Origin of the sequence: Blastococcus saxobsidens DD2 (assembly GCF_000284015.1) — a bacterium.
GTDB classification, from domain to species: Bacteria; Actinomycetota; Actinomycetes; order Mycobacteriales; family Geodermatophilaceae; genus Blastococcus; species Blastococcus saxobsidens_A.
Window position 1 is genome coordinate 724,754 of record NC_016943.1, and the last position, 15,005, is coordinate 739,758.

Annotated in this window: 14 protein-coding genes and 1 tRNA gene; 13 read left to right on the forward strand and 2 right to left on the reverse strand. The window is 73.6% G+C overall.

Annotated features, from left to right (window positions below; translation table 11 throughout):
* The first annotated feature begins 211 nt into the window (after window positions 1–211).
* From BLASA_RS03430 to BLASA_RS03440, 3 genes are read left to right on the forward strand one after another with little or no spacing between them, the layout of a single operon-like run.
* Window positions 212–1,303, forward strand: coding sequence for a resuscitation-promoting factor (locus BLASA_RS03430; RefSeq protein WP_014374618.1), 1,092 nt, complete (start codon window positions 212–214; stop codon window positions 1,301–1,303).
* On the forward strand, window positions 1,270–2,181 hold the full coding sequence (gene rsmA / locus BLASA_RS03435) for a 16S rRNA (adenine(1518)-N(6)/adenine(1519)-N(6))-dimethyltransferase RsmA (protein ID WP_014374619.1): 912 nt from the start codon (window positions 1,270–1,272) through the stop codon (window positions 2,179–2,181). The genes BLASA_RS03430 and rsmA overlap by 34 nt, the downstream gene beginning before the upstream one ends.
* Window positions 2,178–3,113, forward strand: a complete 936-nt coding sequence (locus BLASA_RS03440; protein WP_014374620.1) for a 4-(cytidine 5'-diphospho)-2-C-methyl-D-erythritol kinase — start codon at window positions 2,178–2,180, stop codon at window positions 3,111–3,113. Before rsmA ends, BLASA_RS03440 begins: the two co-directional genes overlap by 4 nt.
* On the opposite strand, the gene BLASA_RS03445 is transcribed toward BLASA_RS03440, so the two are convergent.
* Together BLASA_RS03445 and BLASA_RS03450 are read right to left on the reverse strand one after the other, a co-directional pair.
* Complete coding sequence (locus BLASA_RS03445) at window positions 3,110–3,721, reverse strand: TetR/AcrR family transcriptional regulator (RefSeq protein ID WP_014374621.1); 612 nt, start codon at window positions 3,719–3,721, stop codon at window positions 3,110–3,112. The two genes, BLASA_RS03440 and BLASA_RS03445, sit on opposite strands and share 4 nt — an antisense overlap.
* Window positions 3,722–3,768: 47 nt before the next feature.
* Complete coding sequence (locus BLASA_RS03450) at window positions 3,769–4,752, reverse strand: acyl-CoA desaturase (RefSeq protein ID WP_231839543.1); 984 nt, start codon at window positions 4,750–4,752, stop codon at window positions 3,769–3,771.
* Between the two features lie 208 nt (window positions 4,753–4,960).
* Here BLASA_RS03450 and BLASA_RS03455 point away from each other — a divergent pair.
* The 10 genes from BLASA_RS03455 to BLASA_RS23270 all read left to right on the forward strand — a co-directional run bounded on the left by BLASA_RS03455 (window position 4,961) and on the right by BLASA_RS23270 (window position 14,790).
* Window positions 4,961–5,033: transfer RNA gene (locus BLASA_RS03455), tRNA-Gln, on the forward strand.
* A gap of 32 nt (window positions 5,034–5,065) precedes the next feature.
* Window positions 5,066–6,577, forward strand: a complete 1,512-nt coding sequence (gene glmU / locus BLASA_RS03460; protein WP_014374624.1) for a bifunctional UDP-N-acetylglucosamine diphosphorylase/glucosamine-1-phosphate N-acetyltransferase GlmU — start codon at window positions 5,066–5,068, stop codon at window positions 6,575–6,577.
* Between the two features lie 12 nt (window positions 6,578–6,589).
* Complete coding sequence (locus tag BLASA_RS03465; RefSeq protein WP_014374625.1) at window positions 6,590–7,570, forward strand: ribose-phosphate diphosphokinase; 981 nt, start codon at window positions 6,590–6,592, stop codon at window positions 7,568–7,570.
* 75 nt (window positions 7,571–7,645) lie between these two features.
* A complete protein-coding gene (gene cysC / locus BLASA_RS23265) occupies window positions 7,646–8,689 on the forward strand; it encodes an adenylyl-sulfate kinase (protein ID WP_051004806.1) in 1,044 nt (347 codons plus the stop codon).
* Between the two features lie 135 nt (window positions 8,690–8,824).
* Window positions 8,825–9,541, forward strand: coding sequence for a 50S ribosomal protein L25/general stress protein Ctc (locus tag BLASA_RS03475; protein WP_014374626.1), 717 nt, complete (start codon window positions 8,825–8,827; stop codon window positions 9,539–9,541).
* A gap of 68 nt (window positions 9,542–9,609) precedes the next feature.
* Window positions 9,610–10,197 carry an aminoacyl-tRNA hydrolase gene (gene pth / locus BLASA_RS03480; protein WP_014374627.1) on the forward strand — a complete coding sequence of 196 codons (588 nt, stop codon included), beginning with the start codon at window positions 9,610–9,612 and terminating at the stop codon, window positions 10,195–10,197.
* Between the two features lie 375 nt (window positions 10,198–10,572).
* A complete protein-coding gene (locus tag BLASA_RS03485; RefSeq protein WP_014374628.1) occupies window positions 10,573–11,931 on the forward strand; it encodes a sugar transferase in 1,359 nt (452 codons plus the stop codon).
* Between the two features lie 155 nt (window positions 11,932–12,086).
* Window positions 12,087–13,328 carry a DUF1972 domain-containing protein gene (locus tag BLASA_RS03490; RefSeq protein WP_014374629.1) on the forward strand — a complete coding sequence of 414 codons (1,242 nt, stop codon included), beginning with the start codon at window positions 12,087–12,089 and terminating at the stop codon, window positions 13,326–13,328.
* Window positions 13,325–14,089: a CDP-alcohol phosphatidyltransferase family protein gene (locus BLASA_RS03495; RefSeq protein ID WP_014374630.1), complete on the forward strand. Its 765-nt coding sequence runs from the start codon at window positions 13,325–13,327 to the stop codon at window positions 14,087–14,089. Before BLASA_RS03490 ends, BLASA_RS03495 begins: the two co-directional genes overlap by 4 nt.
* A 98-nt stretch (window positions 14,090–14,187) precedes the next feature.
* A complete protein-coding gene (locus tag BLASA_RS23270; RefSeq protein WP_014374631.1) occupies window positions 14,188–14,790 on the forward strand; it encodes a hypothetical protein in 603 nt (200 codons plus the stop codon).
* Window positions 14,791–15,005: the final 215 nt, after the last annotated feature.

The window sequence follows — 15,005 nt, forward strand, 5'->3', positions numbered from 1 at the left end:
AACCGTCGGCGTCTGTTTCACTCCTCGCGCAGCATTGCCACACGCAGAATGTTCGTTATCGTGTCGTGACCGACAGCCGGGGTGGAGAGCGACCGGGGTGCCGTACTGCTCCGGGATCCCGGCGGTCGTCGCCCGAGTCGCAGCCGCGTCCGGGCCGCCCCCGGCGGTCAGGTCGCTCTCCTGCCCGGGTTCTGTAACCCCTGGAAGTGTCGTGCGTCGCTCCTTGCAGCTCAGCCTCTTCGCCCTCGTCCTCGTCGGACTGGTGGGCGGGACGCTGGCCTTCTTCCTCGCCCAGAAGTCCGTCGCGCTCACCGTCGACGGGCAGACCCGCGACGTCGGCACCTATGCCGGCACCGTGGGTGAGGTCCTGGAGGAGGAGGGGCTCACCCTCGCCGCTCACGACGTCGTCCTGCCGGCGACGGACCATGCGCTGTCCGACGGCGACGCCGTCGTCCTCAACCGCGCCCGGCCGCTCGAGCTCACCGTCGACGGCGTCTCGCGCGAGGTGCACGTGACCGCGCTGTCGGTCGAGGAGGCGCTGGACCAGCTGGGCTTCCGCACCGACGGCCTGGTCCTGTCGGCCAGCCGCGCCGAGCGTCTTCCGCTCGAGGGCATGCAGCTGACGATCACCACCCCCAAGGACGTCGTGCTGGTCGCCGACGGCCAGGAGCGGGTGGTCACCACGGCGGCGGCCACGGCCGGCGACCTGCTCGCCGAGCAGGGGATCGCGCTCAGCGAGACCGACCGCACCAGCCTCTACCTCGAGCAGGGCCTGCTCAACCGCATGCGGCTGCAGGTGTACCGGGTGCAGGTCTCCGAGGTCACCGAGACGGCCCCCATCGCGCACGGCCGGGTGGAGACCGCGAACGCCGAGGCCTTCGAAGGGGACGACGAGGTCACCCAGCAGGGCGTCGACGGCGAGCAGGCCACCACCTACCGGGTGACCGTCGTCGACGGCCAGGAGACCAGCCGCGAGCAGCTCTCCAGCACGGTCACCCGCGCGCCGGTCGACGAGCAGGTCACGGTCGGGACCAAGGCCCGCCCCGCCAACAGCCCCACCGCCGACGGCCTCAACTGGGCGGCGCTGGCCGCGTGCGAGTCGGGTGGGCGTCCCGACGCCGTCAGCTCGACCGGCAAATACCGCGGGATGTACCAGTTCTCCCAGGCCACCTGGAACGGCGTCGGTGGCACCGGTGACCCGGCGGCCGCGTCGGCCGACGAGCAGACCTACCGGGCGCAGCTCCTCTACAACCGCTCCGGTGCCGGCCAGTGGCCGCACTGCGGGCCGCGCCTGTTCGGCTGATCGGACCGGCGCTGAGCACCGTCCCTGAGCAGACCGACGGGCTGCTGGGCCCGGCCGTCATCCGCGACCTGGCCCAGCAGCTCGATCTGCGTCCCACGAAGTCCCTCGGCCAGAACTTCCTGCACGACGCCAACACGATCCGGCGGATCGTGCGCACCGCCGCCGTACGGCCGGACGACGTGGTGCTCGAGGTGGGCCCCGGCCTCGGCTCGCTGACCCTCGGGCTGCTGCCGGCCGCGGCACGGGTGACGGCCGTGGAGATCGACCCGCGGCTCGCCTCCCTCCTGCCGGTCACGGTGGGTGATCGCCGGCCGGACCTGGCCGACCGGTTGACCATCGTCGAGGGCGACGCCCTGCGGGTGACCGACCTCCCGGGCCCGCCGCCCACCGCGCTGGTCGCGAACCTGCCCTACAACGTGGCGGTGCCGGTGCTGCTGCACCTGCTGGAGCTGCTGCCGAGCCTCGACCGCGCGCTGATCCTCGTGCAGGCCGAGGTGGCCGAACGGCTGGCCGCGGGACCGGGCACGTCCGCGTACGGCGTGCCGTCGGTCAAGGCGGCCTGGTACGGCGAGGTGCGTCGCGCCGGCACCGTCGGCCGCCGCGTCTTCTGGCCCGAGCCCAACGTCGACTCGGGTCTGGTCGGGCTGGTCCGCCGTCCACCGCCGCCGGGCGACCGGCGGGCGACCTTCGCCGTCGTGGACGCCGCCTTCGGCATGCGGCGCAAGGGTCTGCGGGCCGCGCTGGCCCGCTGGGCGGGGAGCCCGGCCGCCGCGGAGGCGCGGCTGCGCGCCGCGGGTATCGACCCGTCGGCCCGGGGCGAGCAGCTGTCGGTCACCGACTTCGCCCGTCTGGCAGCGACCGACCCGGTGCTGCCGTGACCGTCCGGGAGCCGGTGGTCGTCCGTGCCCCGGCGAAGATCAACATCCACCTCGGCGTGGGCCCGCTGCGCGGCGACGGCTTCCATGCCCTGCACACGGTCTACCTCGCCGTGTCCCTGTTCGACACGGTGGCCGTCCGCCCCGGTGAGGGGCTGTCGTTGACCCTGTCCGGGGAGGGCGCCGGGACGACGACCGGCCCCGGCCAGGTCCCGGGTGGGCCCACGAACCTGGTCTGGCGGGCGGCCGAGCTGCTGGCCGACCACGCCGGCGTCCGTCCGGACGCCGCGATGGACGTCGTCAAGCGCATCCCGGTCGCCGCCGGCCTGGCCGGGGGGAGTGCGGATGCCGCGGCGACGCTGGTCGCCCTGGATGCGCTGTGGGGCACCCGGGCAGCTCGTGCGGATCTGCTGGCTCTGGCCGCGCAGCTGGGCAGCGACGTGCCGTTCAGCCTGACCGGCGGGGTCGCGCTCGGCACCGGGCGGGGGGAGCAGGTGTCCCCGGTCCTGGCCGGCGGTCGATGGCACTGGGTGCTCGGCATCGCCGGCGAGGGTCTGTCCACGCCGGCTGTCTACGCCGAGCTGGACCGGCTGCGCGCCACCGGCCGGGTGCCCGACGGAACCGAGCCGACGTCGGCGGAGCCGGTCCTCGCCGCGCTGCGCGGTGGCGCGGCGGGCGAGCTCGCGAGGTCCCTGGCCAACGACCTCCAGCCGGCGGCGCTCAGCCTGCGGCCGGACCTGCGCCGGGCGCTGCGCGCGGCTGAGGCCGCCGGTGCCGTGGCCGCCGTGGTCAGCGGCTCGGGGCCCACCGTCGCGGCGCTCGCCGGCGACGAGGAGGGCGCCGTCCGGCTGGCGGCCGAGCTCGCCGGCGTCGGCGTGTTCCGGTCCGTGCGGGCCGTCACCGGCCCGGTGCCCGGAGCCCGGGTCGTCTCCTAGCGAACGGTCGCCCGCACGTCCAGCGCTCCGGGGTGCGGCTCGAGGTGCGCCAGGCCGTTGTAGGCGAGGTTGACCAGGTGGGCGGCCACCTCGTGCTTGCCGGGGGACCGGGTGTCCAGCCACCACTGGCCGGCCAGCGCCACCATGCCGACCAGCGCCTGGCTGTAGAGCCCGGCCAGCTCCGGCCGGTGACCGCGGGGGGCGAACTCCCGTGCGAGGACGTGCTCGACCTTCCGGGCCACCTCCCCGAGCAGGGAGCCGAACGAGCCGGCCCCGCTCGTGACCGGTGCGTCCCGGACCAGCACCCGGAAGCCGTCGGTGTCCTGCTCGATGTACTCCAGCAGGACCAGCGCGGCGCGCTCCAGCAGCTCACGTGGATGACCGGGGGCCGACAGTGCCGTCTCGAACCGGTCGAGCAGCCGGTGCATCTCGCGGTCGACCACGACGGCGTGCAACCCCTGCTTGCCGCCGAAGTGCTCGTAGACCACGGGCTTGCTCACCCCGGCGGAGGCGGCGATCTCCTCGACGGAGGTCGCCGCGAACCCGTTCTCGGCGAACAGGGCCCGCCCGACGTCGAGCAGCTGGCGGCGGCGCTCCGGGCCGGGCATGCGCACGCGCGCCCGGCCCGGCCCGGAGGCCGCCGGAGGGGCGACCGTCAGTTGCCGACCGCCGCGGGGGCGCGCTTGGCGGCGAGACGCACCGGGTCCGGCCACCTGACGTTCCAGGCCCAGCCGAGCTTCTCGAAGATCCAGATCACCCGGGCGCTGATGTCGATCTGGCCGCGCAGCACCCCGTGCCGGGCGCAGGTGGGGTCGGCGTGGTGCAGGTTGTGCCATGACTCGCCCGCGCTGAGGATCGCCAGCGGCCAGAAGTTCGTGGCACGGTCCCGCGAGGCGAAGGGCCGGTTGCCCACCACGTGGCACACCGAGTTGATCGACCAGGTCACGTGGTGCAGCAGCGCGATGCGCACCAGTCCGGCCCAGAAGAACGCCGTCCAGGCGCCGGCCCAGCTCGTCGTGACCAGGCCGCCGATGAGGGCCGGCAGGAAGAGGCTGATGGCGGCCCAGACCACGAACAGCCGACCGGTGGTGACCAGCGCGGAGTCCTTGAGCAGGTCGGGGGCGTAGCGCTCCTGGTTGGTCTTCCGCCGCTCGAACAGCCAGCCCAGGTGGGCGTGGAACATGCCCTTGAGGAGGGCTCGCGCGTCGGTGCCGTAGCGCCACGGCGAGTGCGGGTCGCCCTCGCGGTCGGAGAACGCGTGGTGCCGCCGGTGATCGGCCACCCACTGGACGACGGGGCCCTGGATGGCCATGGAGCCCGCGGCGGCCAGCAGCAGCCGCAGCGGCCGCCTGGCCTTGAACGAGCCGTGCGTGAAGTAGCGGTGGTAGCCGACGGTCACGCCCAGCAGGGTGAAGAAGTAGAAGCCGATCGCCAGCCCGACGTCCAGCCACGACAGGCCCCAGCCCCACGTGGCCGGAACGATCGCGGCGACGGCCAGGAAGGGCACCACCACGAAGACGTAGAGCGTGATGATCTCCAGCGCGCTCTTGTGCCGGCCGATCGCGTTGGCCGGCAACCCGGCGTGCGGATCTGCGGGGCGCGGCGGAGCCATGGGCCGGGTGCGGGCAGGAGCGGACAAGGGGCCTCCGGGGGCGACCGAGGTGCGGTACGGCCGGCCCACGCTGGTCCCGGCTGTCTGGTCGCAACCTACGGCACCGTAGGAACAGTGGCGACCGCAGCGGCTGGGAGAGCAGTACCGGCCGGGTGCTCTCCTCTCGCGCGGGCCCTAGGCTCGCGGAGGACGCCGGTGCACCGGCGCGCCCCCAGGGCCCGAACCGGCCCCGGGATGGGGGATGGGGTAATCGGCAGCCCGCCGGCCTTTGGAGCCGGGAAGTCTCGGTTCGAGTCCGAGTCCCCCAGCCGCACGTCGTCGTCGCCGACCGAGGAGAGCCGTGAACCAGGTCCAGCCGGACACCGCAGCCGAGCCTGCTCCGACGGTGGCCGCCGTCGTCGTCTTGGCGGCCGGGCAGGGCACGCGCATGCGCTCGTCGCGGCCCAAGGTGCTGCACGCCCTGGGGGGACGCAGCATGCTCGGTCACGTCCTCGCCGCCACCGCCCCGCTCGCTGCCGGCACCACCGTCGTGGTGGTCGGGGCCGGGCGCGAGGCCGTGCGCGAGCACCTGGCCGCGATCGCCCCGGACGCGCAGGCGGTCGTGCAGGAGGAGCAGCGCGGGTCCGGGCACGCCGCCGCCGTCGCCCTCGCCGCCATCCCCGACGTCGAGGGGCCGGTGCTGCTGGTCAACGGCGACGCGCCGCTGCTGCGGGCCTCGACGGTGCGCCGCCTCGTCGCCGAGCACACCGCCGCCGGCAACGTCCTCACCGTCCTCACCGCCGAGGTCGAGGACCCGACCGGCCTGGGCCGCATCGTCCGGGACGGCGACGGGGCGGTGCGGGGCATCGTCGAGCAGCGCGACGCGACCCCCGAGCAGCGGGCCGTCCGCGAGATCAACGCCGGCGTCTACGTGGGCGACGCCGCTGCGGTGCGCGCCGCGCTGGGCCGCATCGGCGAGGACAACGAGCAGGGCGAGCAGTACGTCACCGACGTCCTCGGCCTGCTGGTCGCCGAGGGGGCGCCCGTCGGGGGATCGGTCGCCGAGGACCCCGACGACGTGCTCGGCTGCAACGACCGCAAGGAGCTCGCCGCCCGGCGCCGCACCCTGAACGACCGGATGCTGGACGAGCTGATGCGAGACGGCGTCACCGTGGTCGATCCGCTGACCACCTGGGTCGACGTGACCGTGACCGTCGCCCCCGACGCCGTCCTCCTGCCGGGCACCCAGCTCGAAGGGGACACCTCGATCGGGGGAGGGGCCCAGGTGGGCCCCGACACGACGCTGGTCGACACCGAGGTCGCCGGGGACGCCACGGTGGTGCGCACCCACGCCGTCGGGGCGCGCATCGGCCCCCAGGTCTCGGTCGGGCCGTTCGCCTACCTGCGCCCGGGCACGGTCCTCGGCGCCCGGGCGAAGGTCGGCACCTTCGTCGAGACCAAGAACGCCCAGGTGGGAGAGGGGTCGAAGGTGCCGCACCTGTCCTACGTCGGCGACGCCACGATCGGCCGCGGCAGCAACATCGGGGCGGCGACGGTCTTCGTCAACTACGACGGCGTCGCCAAGCACCACACGACGATCGGCGACCACGCCCGCACCGGGGCCGACAACATGTTCGTGGCCCCGGTCACGGTGGGGGACGGGGCGTACACCGCCGCCGGATCGGTCATCACCTCCGACGTCCCCCCAGGAGCGATGGCCGTCGCTCGGGCACCGCAGCGCAATGTGGCAGGCTGGGTGCGTCGCCGACGGTCCGGAACCCCCGCTGCGGAGGCCGCGGCAGCGGCGGAGAGCCGGGCCGAGGCGCCCCGGGAGGACCGGTCCGAGCCCTCCCGTGCGGACTCCGACAGCTAGGGACGAGAGCCGATGAGCGTGATCCGGCAGACCACGAACAAGAGCCTCATGCTCTTCTCCGGTCGGGCCTTCCCGGCACTGACCGACGAGATCGCCGGTCACCTGGGCGTGACGCCGACCCCGACGGCGGCCTACGAGTTCGCCAACGGAGAGCTCTTCGTGCGGTTCGAGGAGTCGGTGCGCGGCTGCGACGCCTTCGTGGTGCAGAGCCACACCGCGCCGATCAACACCTGGCTCATGGAGCAGCTGATCATGGTGGACGCGCTCAAGCGCGCGTCGGCCAAGCGGATCACCGTGGTGGCGCCCTTCTTCCCCTATGCCCGGCAGGACAAGAAGCACCGCGGCCGCGAGCCCATCTCCGCCCGGCTCGTCGCGGACATGTTCAAGACGGCGGGCGCCGACCGGCTGATGACCGTCGACCTGCACACCGCCCAGATCCAGGGCTTCTTCGACGGCCCGGTGGATCACCTGTTCGCCCTCGACCTGCTGGTCTCGCACGTGTGCGAGCGCTGGGGCGACCGGGACATCACCGTCGTCTCTCCCGACTCCGGCCGGGTACGGGTGGCCGAGCGCTGGACCGACAAGCTCGGCGGCACCCCGCTGGCCTTCATCCACAAGACGCGCGATCCGTTGCGGCCGAACGAGGTCGTCGCCAACCGCGTGGTCGGTGACGTGCAGGGGCGGGTCTGCATCCTCGTCGACGACATGATCGACACCGGCGGCACCATCGTGAAGGCCGCCGAGACCCTCTTCGAGGCCGGCGCCGCCGACGTGATCGTCACCGCGACGCACGGCGTGCTGTCCGGCCCCGCGGTGGACCGGCTGAAGAACAGCCAGGTCAGCGAGGTCATCGTCACCAACACGCTGCCGATCGAGCCCGCCCGTCAGTTCGACAAGCTGACCGTCCTCTCGATCGCCCCCCTGATCGCCCGGGCGATCAAGGCCGTCTTCGAGGACGACTCGGTCACCAGCCTCTTCGACGGGGCGAGCTGAGCCGGAGGACCGCGGTCGGCCGCCGGGGGAACGGGGAACGGCAGGCCGGTGCCGACCTCCTGCGAGGATGGCGACGTGGTCGCTCGCGCCAGACTCAGTGATGCGCAGGTCGCCGCCGTGGCCCGGTACTGCTTCGGCATCGGCTCGACGGCGCCGGACCTGCCGCCGGCCGACGAGTACGAGGACGCCCAGGGCGTGCTGGTGGCCACGGCGGCCGACGGTGACCTGACGGTGGTCGAGGTGCCGCGGTGGGACGCCCCCGGAGCTGTCGCCGTCGGTCTGCGGGACCGCGGGTGGGCCGCTCCCGCCGCATGGGTGGGCCTGCCTCCCGACGACCGCACCGCGCTGCCGCAGCGGGTGCTGGCCCTGCTCCCGGCCGCGGGTCTGCCGCCGGACTCGGCCGCGCTGTCGGTGGCGGCGGCCGCCTGGGCGACGGTGCGGGAGGAGGGTCGCGAGGTCGTCGTCGTGCCGGTGCCGGTGACCCCGTACGTACCCGAGCTGCCCCCCGGGGAGCTCGCCACCTGCTACGGGGCCGGGCTCGCCGGGCACCGGCTCGGGTCCGGTCCCGCGCGGACCGGCGGCACCGTCGTCTTCTGCACCGGCCTGTCCGGAGCCGGCAAGTCGACGATCGCGGCGCGGGTGGTGGAGCTGCTGATCGAGGCCGGGCGGACGGTGACCCTCCTCGACGGCGACGAGGTCCGGCACCACCTGTCGGCCGGACTGGGCTTCTCGAAGGAGGACCGCGACACCAACGTCCGCCGGATCGGCTGGGTGGGCGCACAGATCGCCAAGCACGGCGGCGTCGCGGTGTGCGCGCCCATCGCGCCCTACGCCGGGGTACGCGACGACGTCCGCCGCGAGGTCGAGAGCCAGGCAGGGCCGGGCAGCTTCGTGCTCGTCCACGTGGCCACCTCGCTGGCCGACTGCGAGGCCCGGGATCGGAAGGGCCTCTACGCCAAGGCGCGACGCGGTGAGATCCCGGCCTTCACCGGGATCAGCGACCCGTACGAGACACCGGGCGACGCCGAGGTGACCGTCGAGACCGCTGGGCGCACCGTCGACGAGTGCGCCCAGCAGGTCCTCGACCAGGTGCCGGGGCACAGCCGTTCCCGGGACTGAGGTAGTCTCGTCGCCGTTGCCCGGCGAGGGAGGCGGCCCGTCCGCACTCCGTGATCGACGTGCGTGTGCCCCGCGAGGTGTGCTGCGTCCGGCGCCGGACCGCAGACCGATCCACCTTCTGAGGAGCACATCACCGTGGCTGACTTCCGCCTCGAGGCCGAGACCCGTACCGAGTTCGGCAAGGGCAGCGCCCGCCGCACCCGTCGCGCCGGCCGCGTCCCCGCCGTCCTCTACGGGCACGGCCAGGACGTCGTCCACCTGTCGCTGCCGGCCCTGGAATTTGCCGCGGTCCTGCGCAACGGCGGCACCAACGCGCTGATCACCGTCGTGCTCGACGGCACGGAGCACCTGACGCTGGCCAAGGCGGTGCAGCGGGACCCGCTGACCCGCGTGCACGAGCACGTCGACCTGCTCGCGGTCCGCCGCGGCGAGAAGACCACCGTCGACGTGCCGATCGTGGTCGTCGGCCAGCCGGCGCCCGACTCCATCCCGAACCACCAGCTCAACACCGTCTCGATCGAGGCCGACGCCACCAAGCTGCCCGACAGCATCGAGGTGGACATCACCGGCCGTGAGGCCGGCCAGGGCATCACCGCCGGCGACCTCGCGCTGCCCGCCGGGTCCACGCTGATCACCGACCCGGAGGCGCTGGTCATCGGCTTCCTGGGTGCGCCCAGCGCCGAGGCGCTCGAGGCGGAGCTGGCCGAGGCCGAGGCCGAGGCCGGCATCGAGCGCGAGGAGTCCGACGAGGCGGCCGAGGGTGCCGGCGAGGGCGACATCGTCCCCGAGCCCCTCGACCAGGGCAGCGGCGAGTCGATGGACTCGGCCGAGAAGTCCGCCGACAACGGCTGAGGCCTCCGCTGACCGAGAGCACGGCCCGCAGGGGCGCCGGCGACGCCGGCGCCCCTGCGGCGTCCCCGGTGCCGGACGGCCCGTACCTGGTCGTCGGGCTCGGGAACCCCGGTCCGGGTTACGCCGGCAACCGGCACAACGTGGGGGCCATGGTCCTCGACGAGCTCGCCCGCCGGGCAGGGATCACGCCGGCCCCCGGCAAGGGCGCCCGCGCCCGGGCGGTCGCCGGGGAGGGCCGCCTGGCCGGCCGGCGCGTGGTGCTCGCGCAGCCGCTCACGTACATGAACGAGTCGGGCAGCCCGGTCCGGGGACTGCTGGACTACTACAAGCTCCCGGCCGATCAGCTCGTCGTCCTCCACGACGAGCTCGACATCCCGTTCGGCTCGGTCCGGCTCAAGCGCGGCGGCGGGGAGGGCGGCCACAACGGCCTCCGCTCGATCACCCGCTCGGCCGGCACCAAGGAGTACCTGCGGGTGCGGGTGGGCATCGGCCGCCCGCCCGGTCGGCAGGATCCCGCCGACTTCGTCCTCAAGGACTTCTCCGCCACCGAGCGCAAGGAGCTGGACCTGCTGCTCGTCGAGGCAGCCGACGCCGTCGAGGAGCTCCTCACCCTCGGCCTCGAGGCGGCGCAGAACCGGGTGCACCCGCGTAGCTGACGCCGCGCTGCCTCGATCCCCCTGCGCGGGTGAGCGCGGACCGAGGCGGCGGCCTCCATCGGGTGAACGGACGCGTCTCGCGTTGACCCCCTCCATGACTCTCTGTGAGGGTTCTGGTCGCGATGACAGCGGGGAGCTGCCTCTCCGCCGCACGGCAGCCCATGTAGCCGGCCGTGCGTCGCCCCTGCTGGTGACAGCAGGTGATGACAGCTCTCGGGGGGGACTGTGCTGCTGAACCACACCGCGGTTGCTGACGGCGTCGTCACGCACCTGCCTGTACCTCGTCCGCGGCTCGCTCCCGACGGCGGTACCCGGTCCTCACGCTGGGCCGGACGAGGCGCACCACGGTGGGTTCGCCCCTACCGTGCCGCACTCGTGGGACTCGATGCGGCGGCCGCTGCCGGAGCCGGGGCAGCGGTGCTGCTGACCCGTGCCGAACCCGGGCAGGTTTTCGGCGCGCTGTTCTGGGCCTGTGCCGTCCTGCCCCTCATCTGGCCCACCCTGCTGTCCGCGTCCGGCGCGTACTCCGAGCGGGTCTTCGGGACCGGCGGCGAGGAGTACCGGCGGGTCGTCCGGGCCACGCTCGTGCTGCTCGCCGCGGCCGGCTTCGTGTCCTACGCCGTCGCGCTGGACCTCTCCCGGGCGCTGGTGGTCGTCGCCCTCCCGCTCCTCGGGGTAGCGACGCTCGTCGCCCGCTGCTGCGCCCGCCGGCAGCTGGGCCGCGCCCGCTCCCTGGGGCGGTGCGTCAAGCGCGTCGTCGTGGTGGGCCGCGGTGGCGCGGTCCTCGACCTGACCGCCAGCGTGCGCCGGCAGAGCCACATGGGTCTGGAGGTGGTCGCGGCCTGCGTCACCCCCGACGACCGACACCGCGTGCGGGCCGCCGTCGCGGTGCCAGTTGGTGGGCTCGACGACGTGGTGGACCTGGCCGCCCGGTACGGCGCCGACACCGTTGCCGTGACCTCGTCCAGCGAGACCGCCGCCGAATACCTCCGCCGGCTGTCCTGGCAGCTGGAGGGAACCGGCCTGGAACTGCTCGTCGCTCCCGGCCTCATCGAGGTGGCCGGCCCGCGGCTGCACATCCGCCCCTTCGACGGGCTGCCGCTGCTGACCGTGGAGGCGCCCCAGTTCGAGGGCTGGCGCCGCCTGGTCAAGGGCGCGGTCGACCGGACCGCCGCCGCCGCGGCCCTGGTGCTGCTCGCGCCGCTCCTGCTGGCCCTCGCCGCCGCGGTACGGCTGTCCTCTGCCGGCCCGGTCCTCTACCGCCAGGAGCGGGTCGGCCTCGGCGGCAGCACGTTCACCATGCTCAAGTTCCGCAGCATGGTCGCCGACGCCGATCGTCAGCTCGACGCGGTGCGCGACGCCAACTTGTCCGACGGGCTGCTCTTCAAGGCCAGGCACGACCCGCGGGTCACCCGGATCGGGCGCACCCTGCGCCGGCTCTCTCTCGATGAGCTGCCGCAGCTGCTCAACGTCCTGGGCGGCAGCATGTCGCTGGTCGGCCCCCGGCCCCCGCTGCCCAGCGAGGTGGCGCACTACGACAACTCCGTGCGCCGGCGGCTGCTGGTCAAGCCCGGCCTCACCGGCCTGTGGCAGATCTCCGGCCGGAGTGACCTCTCGTGGGAGGAGTCCGTCCGGCTGGACCTCCGGTACGTGGAGAACTGGTCGCTGGCCCTCGACGGGCTGATCCTCTGGAAGACCGGCCGAGCCGTGCTGTCCCGCTCCGGGGCTTACTGACCCGCTCTGACGGGCGTCACTCGCACGGGTCACGGACCCCCGCCGAACGGTCCCGCTGCGCCGTCAGGTCGGCGAAGCTCGTGAGAAGCACGCGTCCAGACGGCACCCACCAGGTGGCTGTCGAGCCCGACGCGCCTGCACAGGACGGAGGCACCATGCGGATCGCCATGGTCGGCACGCGCGGCGTGCCCGCTCGCTACGGAGGCTTCGAGACCGCCGTGGAAGAGGTCGGCCGCAGGCTGGCCGACCGGGGCCACCGGGTGGTCGCCTACTGCCGGACGATGCCCGGCCAGGACGAACGGCCCGAGCGGCATCTAGGCATGGAGCTGGTGCACCTGCCGGCCGCCCGCAAGCGCTCGCTGGAGACGCTCAGCCATTCGGCTCTCTCGGTGGCCCACCTCGTCGCGCACCGCACAGACGCTGCCTTCGTGTTCAACGCCGCGAACGCCCCGCTGCTGCCGGCACTGCGGGCCGCCCGCATCCCGGTCGCGACCCACGTCGACGGGCTGGAGTGGAAGCGCGCCAAGTGGGGGGCCACCGGGCAGCGCTACTACCGCATGGCCGAGTCGCTGGCCGTGCGCTGGTCCGACGCCCTGATCGCCGACGCCCAGGGCATCGCCGACTACTACCGCTCGGAGTTCGGGGCGCCGACCACCCTGCTGACCTACGGGGCCCCGACCATCGACCCAGGCACGGACAAGCTGGCCGAGCTGGGGCTCACGCCGGGCGATTTCCACCTGGCCGTGGCCCGGTTCGAGCCGGAGAACCACGTCGACGTCATCGTCGAGGGCTACCGCCGTAGTCGGGGGACGAAGCCACTGGTCGTGGTGGGCTCCGCGCCCTACTCCGACGCCTACACCAGACGGGTGCACCGCCTGGCAGATGACCGCGTCCGCTTCCTCGGCGGGGTGTGGGACCAGGAGCAGCTCGACCAGCTCTATGCGCACGCCTTCACCTACCTGCACGGGCACTCGGTCGGGGGCACGAACCCCTCGCTGCTCCGGGCGATCGGCGCCGGGACCGCCGTTCTCGCCTACGACGTCGAGTTCAACCGCGAGGTGGTCGAGGACTCCGGCCGGTTCTTCGTCAGCCCGGCCGACGTGGCAGCGCTCGTCGACGGGGCCGAGGCCGACCCCGACCAGGTGCGCGGGCGCGGCGTCCGCGCCCGTGAGCTGGCGAAGAATTACGACTGGGACGACGTGGCCGCCGGCTACGAGCGGCTCGCTCTGCGGCTGGCTGGCCGGCACGTCCCGAAGCGGCGCCCCTCCGGCCGGCGCCTCCCGGCGCCGCTGTCGATCCTTGCGCCGGTCCCGCTCCCGCTCCCGCGCGCGGCGACGCGTGATGAGGCGACGGCGGCGGGTTCCGACGTCATCCCCTTCCCCGGAGCCCGGCAGTGACCGCTGTCGAGGCCCGGGGGACGCAGCCGGCGACGGCGGAGGGTCTTCGCGCGACGCTGCACCGCCTGTCGGCTGCCCAGAAGGGCGCGAAGGGCGCGCCGGCCTACTCCCGGTTCGTCAACCGCAAGCTGGGCAGGGTTCTGGCGGCGGTGGCCTTCCACGCCCGGCTGACGCCCAACGCGGTCACCGGCATCAGCGCCGCGTTCACCTTCACAGGCATAGCGCTGGTCGCCCTCGTGCCGCCGTCGTGGACCCTCGGAGCGGCCGTGACCGCTTGCCTGGCCGTGGGCTACGCCTTCGATGCCGCGGACGGCCAGCTCGCTCGTCTGCGTGGCGGGGGATCCCCAGCGGGGGAGTGGCTCGACCACATGGTCGACGCGTTCAAGATCGCCTCGCTGCACCTTGCAGTGCTGATCGGCTGGTACCGATTCGAGACCGTCGACCGCGGGCCGTGGCTGCTGGTTCCCCTCGGGTTCGCCGTAGTTGCCGTCGTGCACTTCTTCGCGACGCTGCTCAACGAGGCCCTCCGCGCCCAGTACGGGGCCAGGACCCGCGCCGAGCGAACCGGCGAACGCCCGAGCGTCGCCCGGTCGCTGCTCGTGGCTCCGACGGACTATGGAGTCCTCTGTCTGGTCTTCGTCCTGCTCGGCGCGCCACCCGCCTTCCTCGTGGGCTACGGCGTCCTCTTCGTCGCTACGGGGGCCTATCTGGCCCTCGCCTTGGTCAAGTGGTTCACAGAGATGGGCAGGTTGACGCCATGAGCTCCCCCGCAGATGTCCCGTCGTCCGGGGGTGGCGCGGGTGTCCCTCGGCGACAGGCAGCCGGTCCCCGGCGGCGAGCGCTGATCGCTGCTGCAGCCGTGGCCGTCGTCGCCGCCCTCTCGCTCGTGGGCCTCGCCCTCGGCAACGGCGACGAGAAGAGTGCGGCCGCCACCGACAGTTCACCGGCGAGCGCGTCGCCGACCGCGACGAGCGAACCCACCGTGCCCTCCGAGACCCCCGACCCTTCGACCGACCCGCTGCCGCAGGAGGAGCCCGGGACGGAGGGAAGTGACAGCGGCGAGGTGCCCGTCCTGCCGGTCGTGGCTCTCGACGAGTCCGTCGCCGTAGGAGACGTCACTGCGTCCATCGCACTCATCGAGGAGATCGACGGTCGGGCCACCGGTCCCGGCGACGTCGCCGGCCCGGCTCTGCGGGTCACCGTACGGGTGGTCAACGAGACGAGCGGCGACGTCGCTCTCGACGGGGTCTCGGTCAACCTGTACCACGGCCCCGAGCGCACACCCGGCTCCCCGCTCGATGATCCCTCGCGGTCACCGTTCGCCGGTGCGCTGCCTCCGGGAGATGCGGCCGAGGGCGTGTACGTGTTCCGGGTGCCCGCAGACGCCCGCGAGGACGTGACCGTCGAGGTCCGCTATCGGGCCGGAGCACCTCTGGCCCTGTTCTCCGGCCCCGTGGGCTGACGCTCGTCCGACGCAGAGCCCCCGTGACCGATCGGTCGCGGGGGCTCTGACGCGTCCGGGAACACGTGCCTCATCCGCGGGTGGGCGGCCGAGCACGACCTTCCATGAGGGCGCGATCACGCAGGGTGACCATCGGGCGCTTCCCCCGTCGATATGAACGCAGAGTCACCGTTTCGGGGGATGCATCGCGGTCCATGGTCACGCTTAGTGTTCGA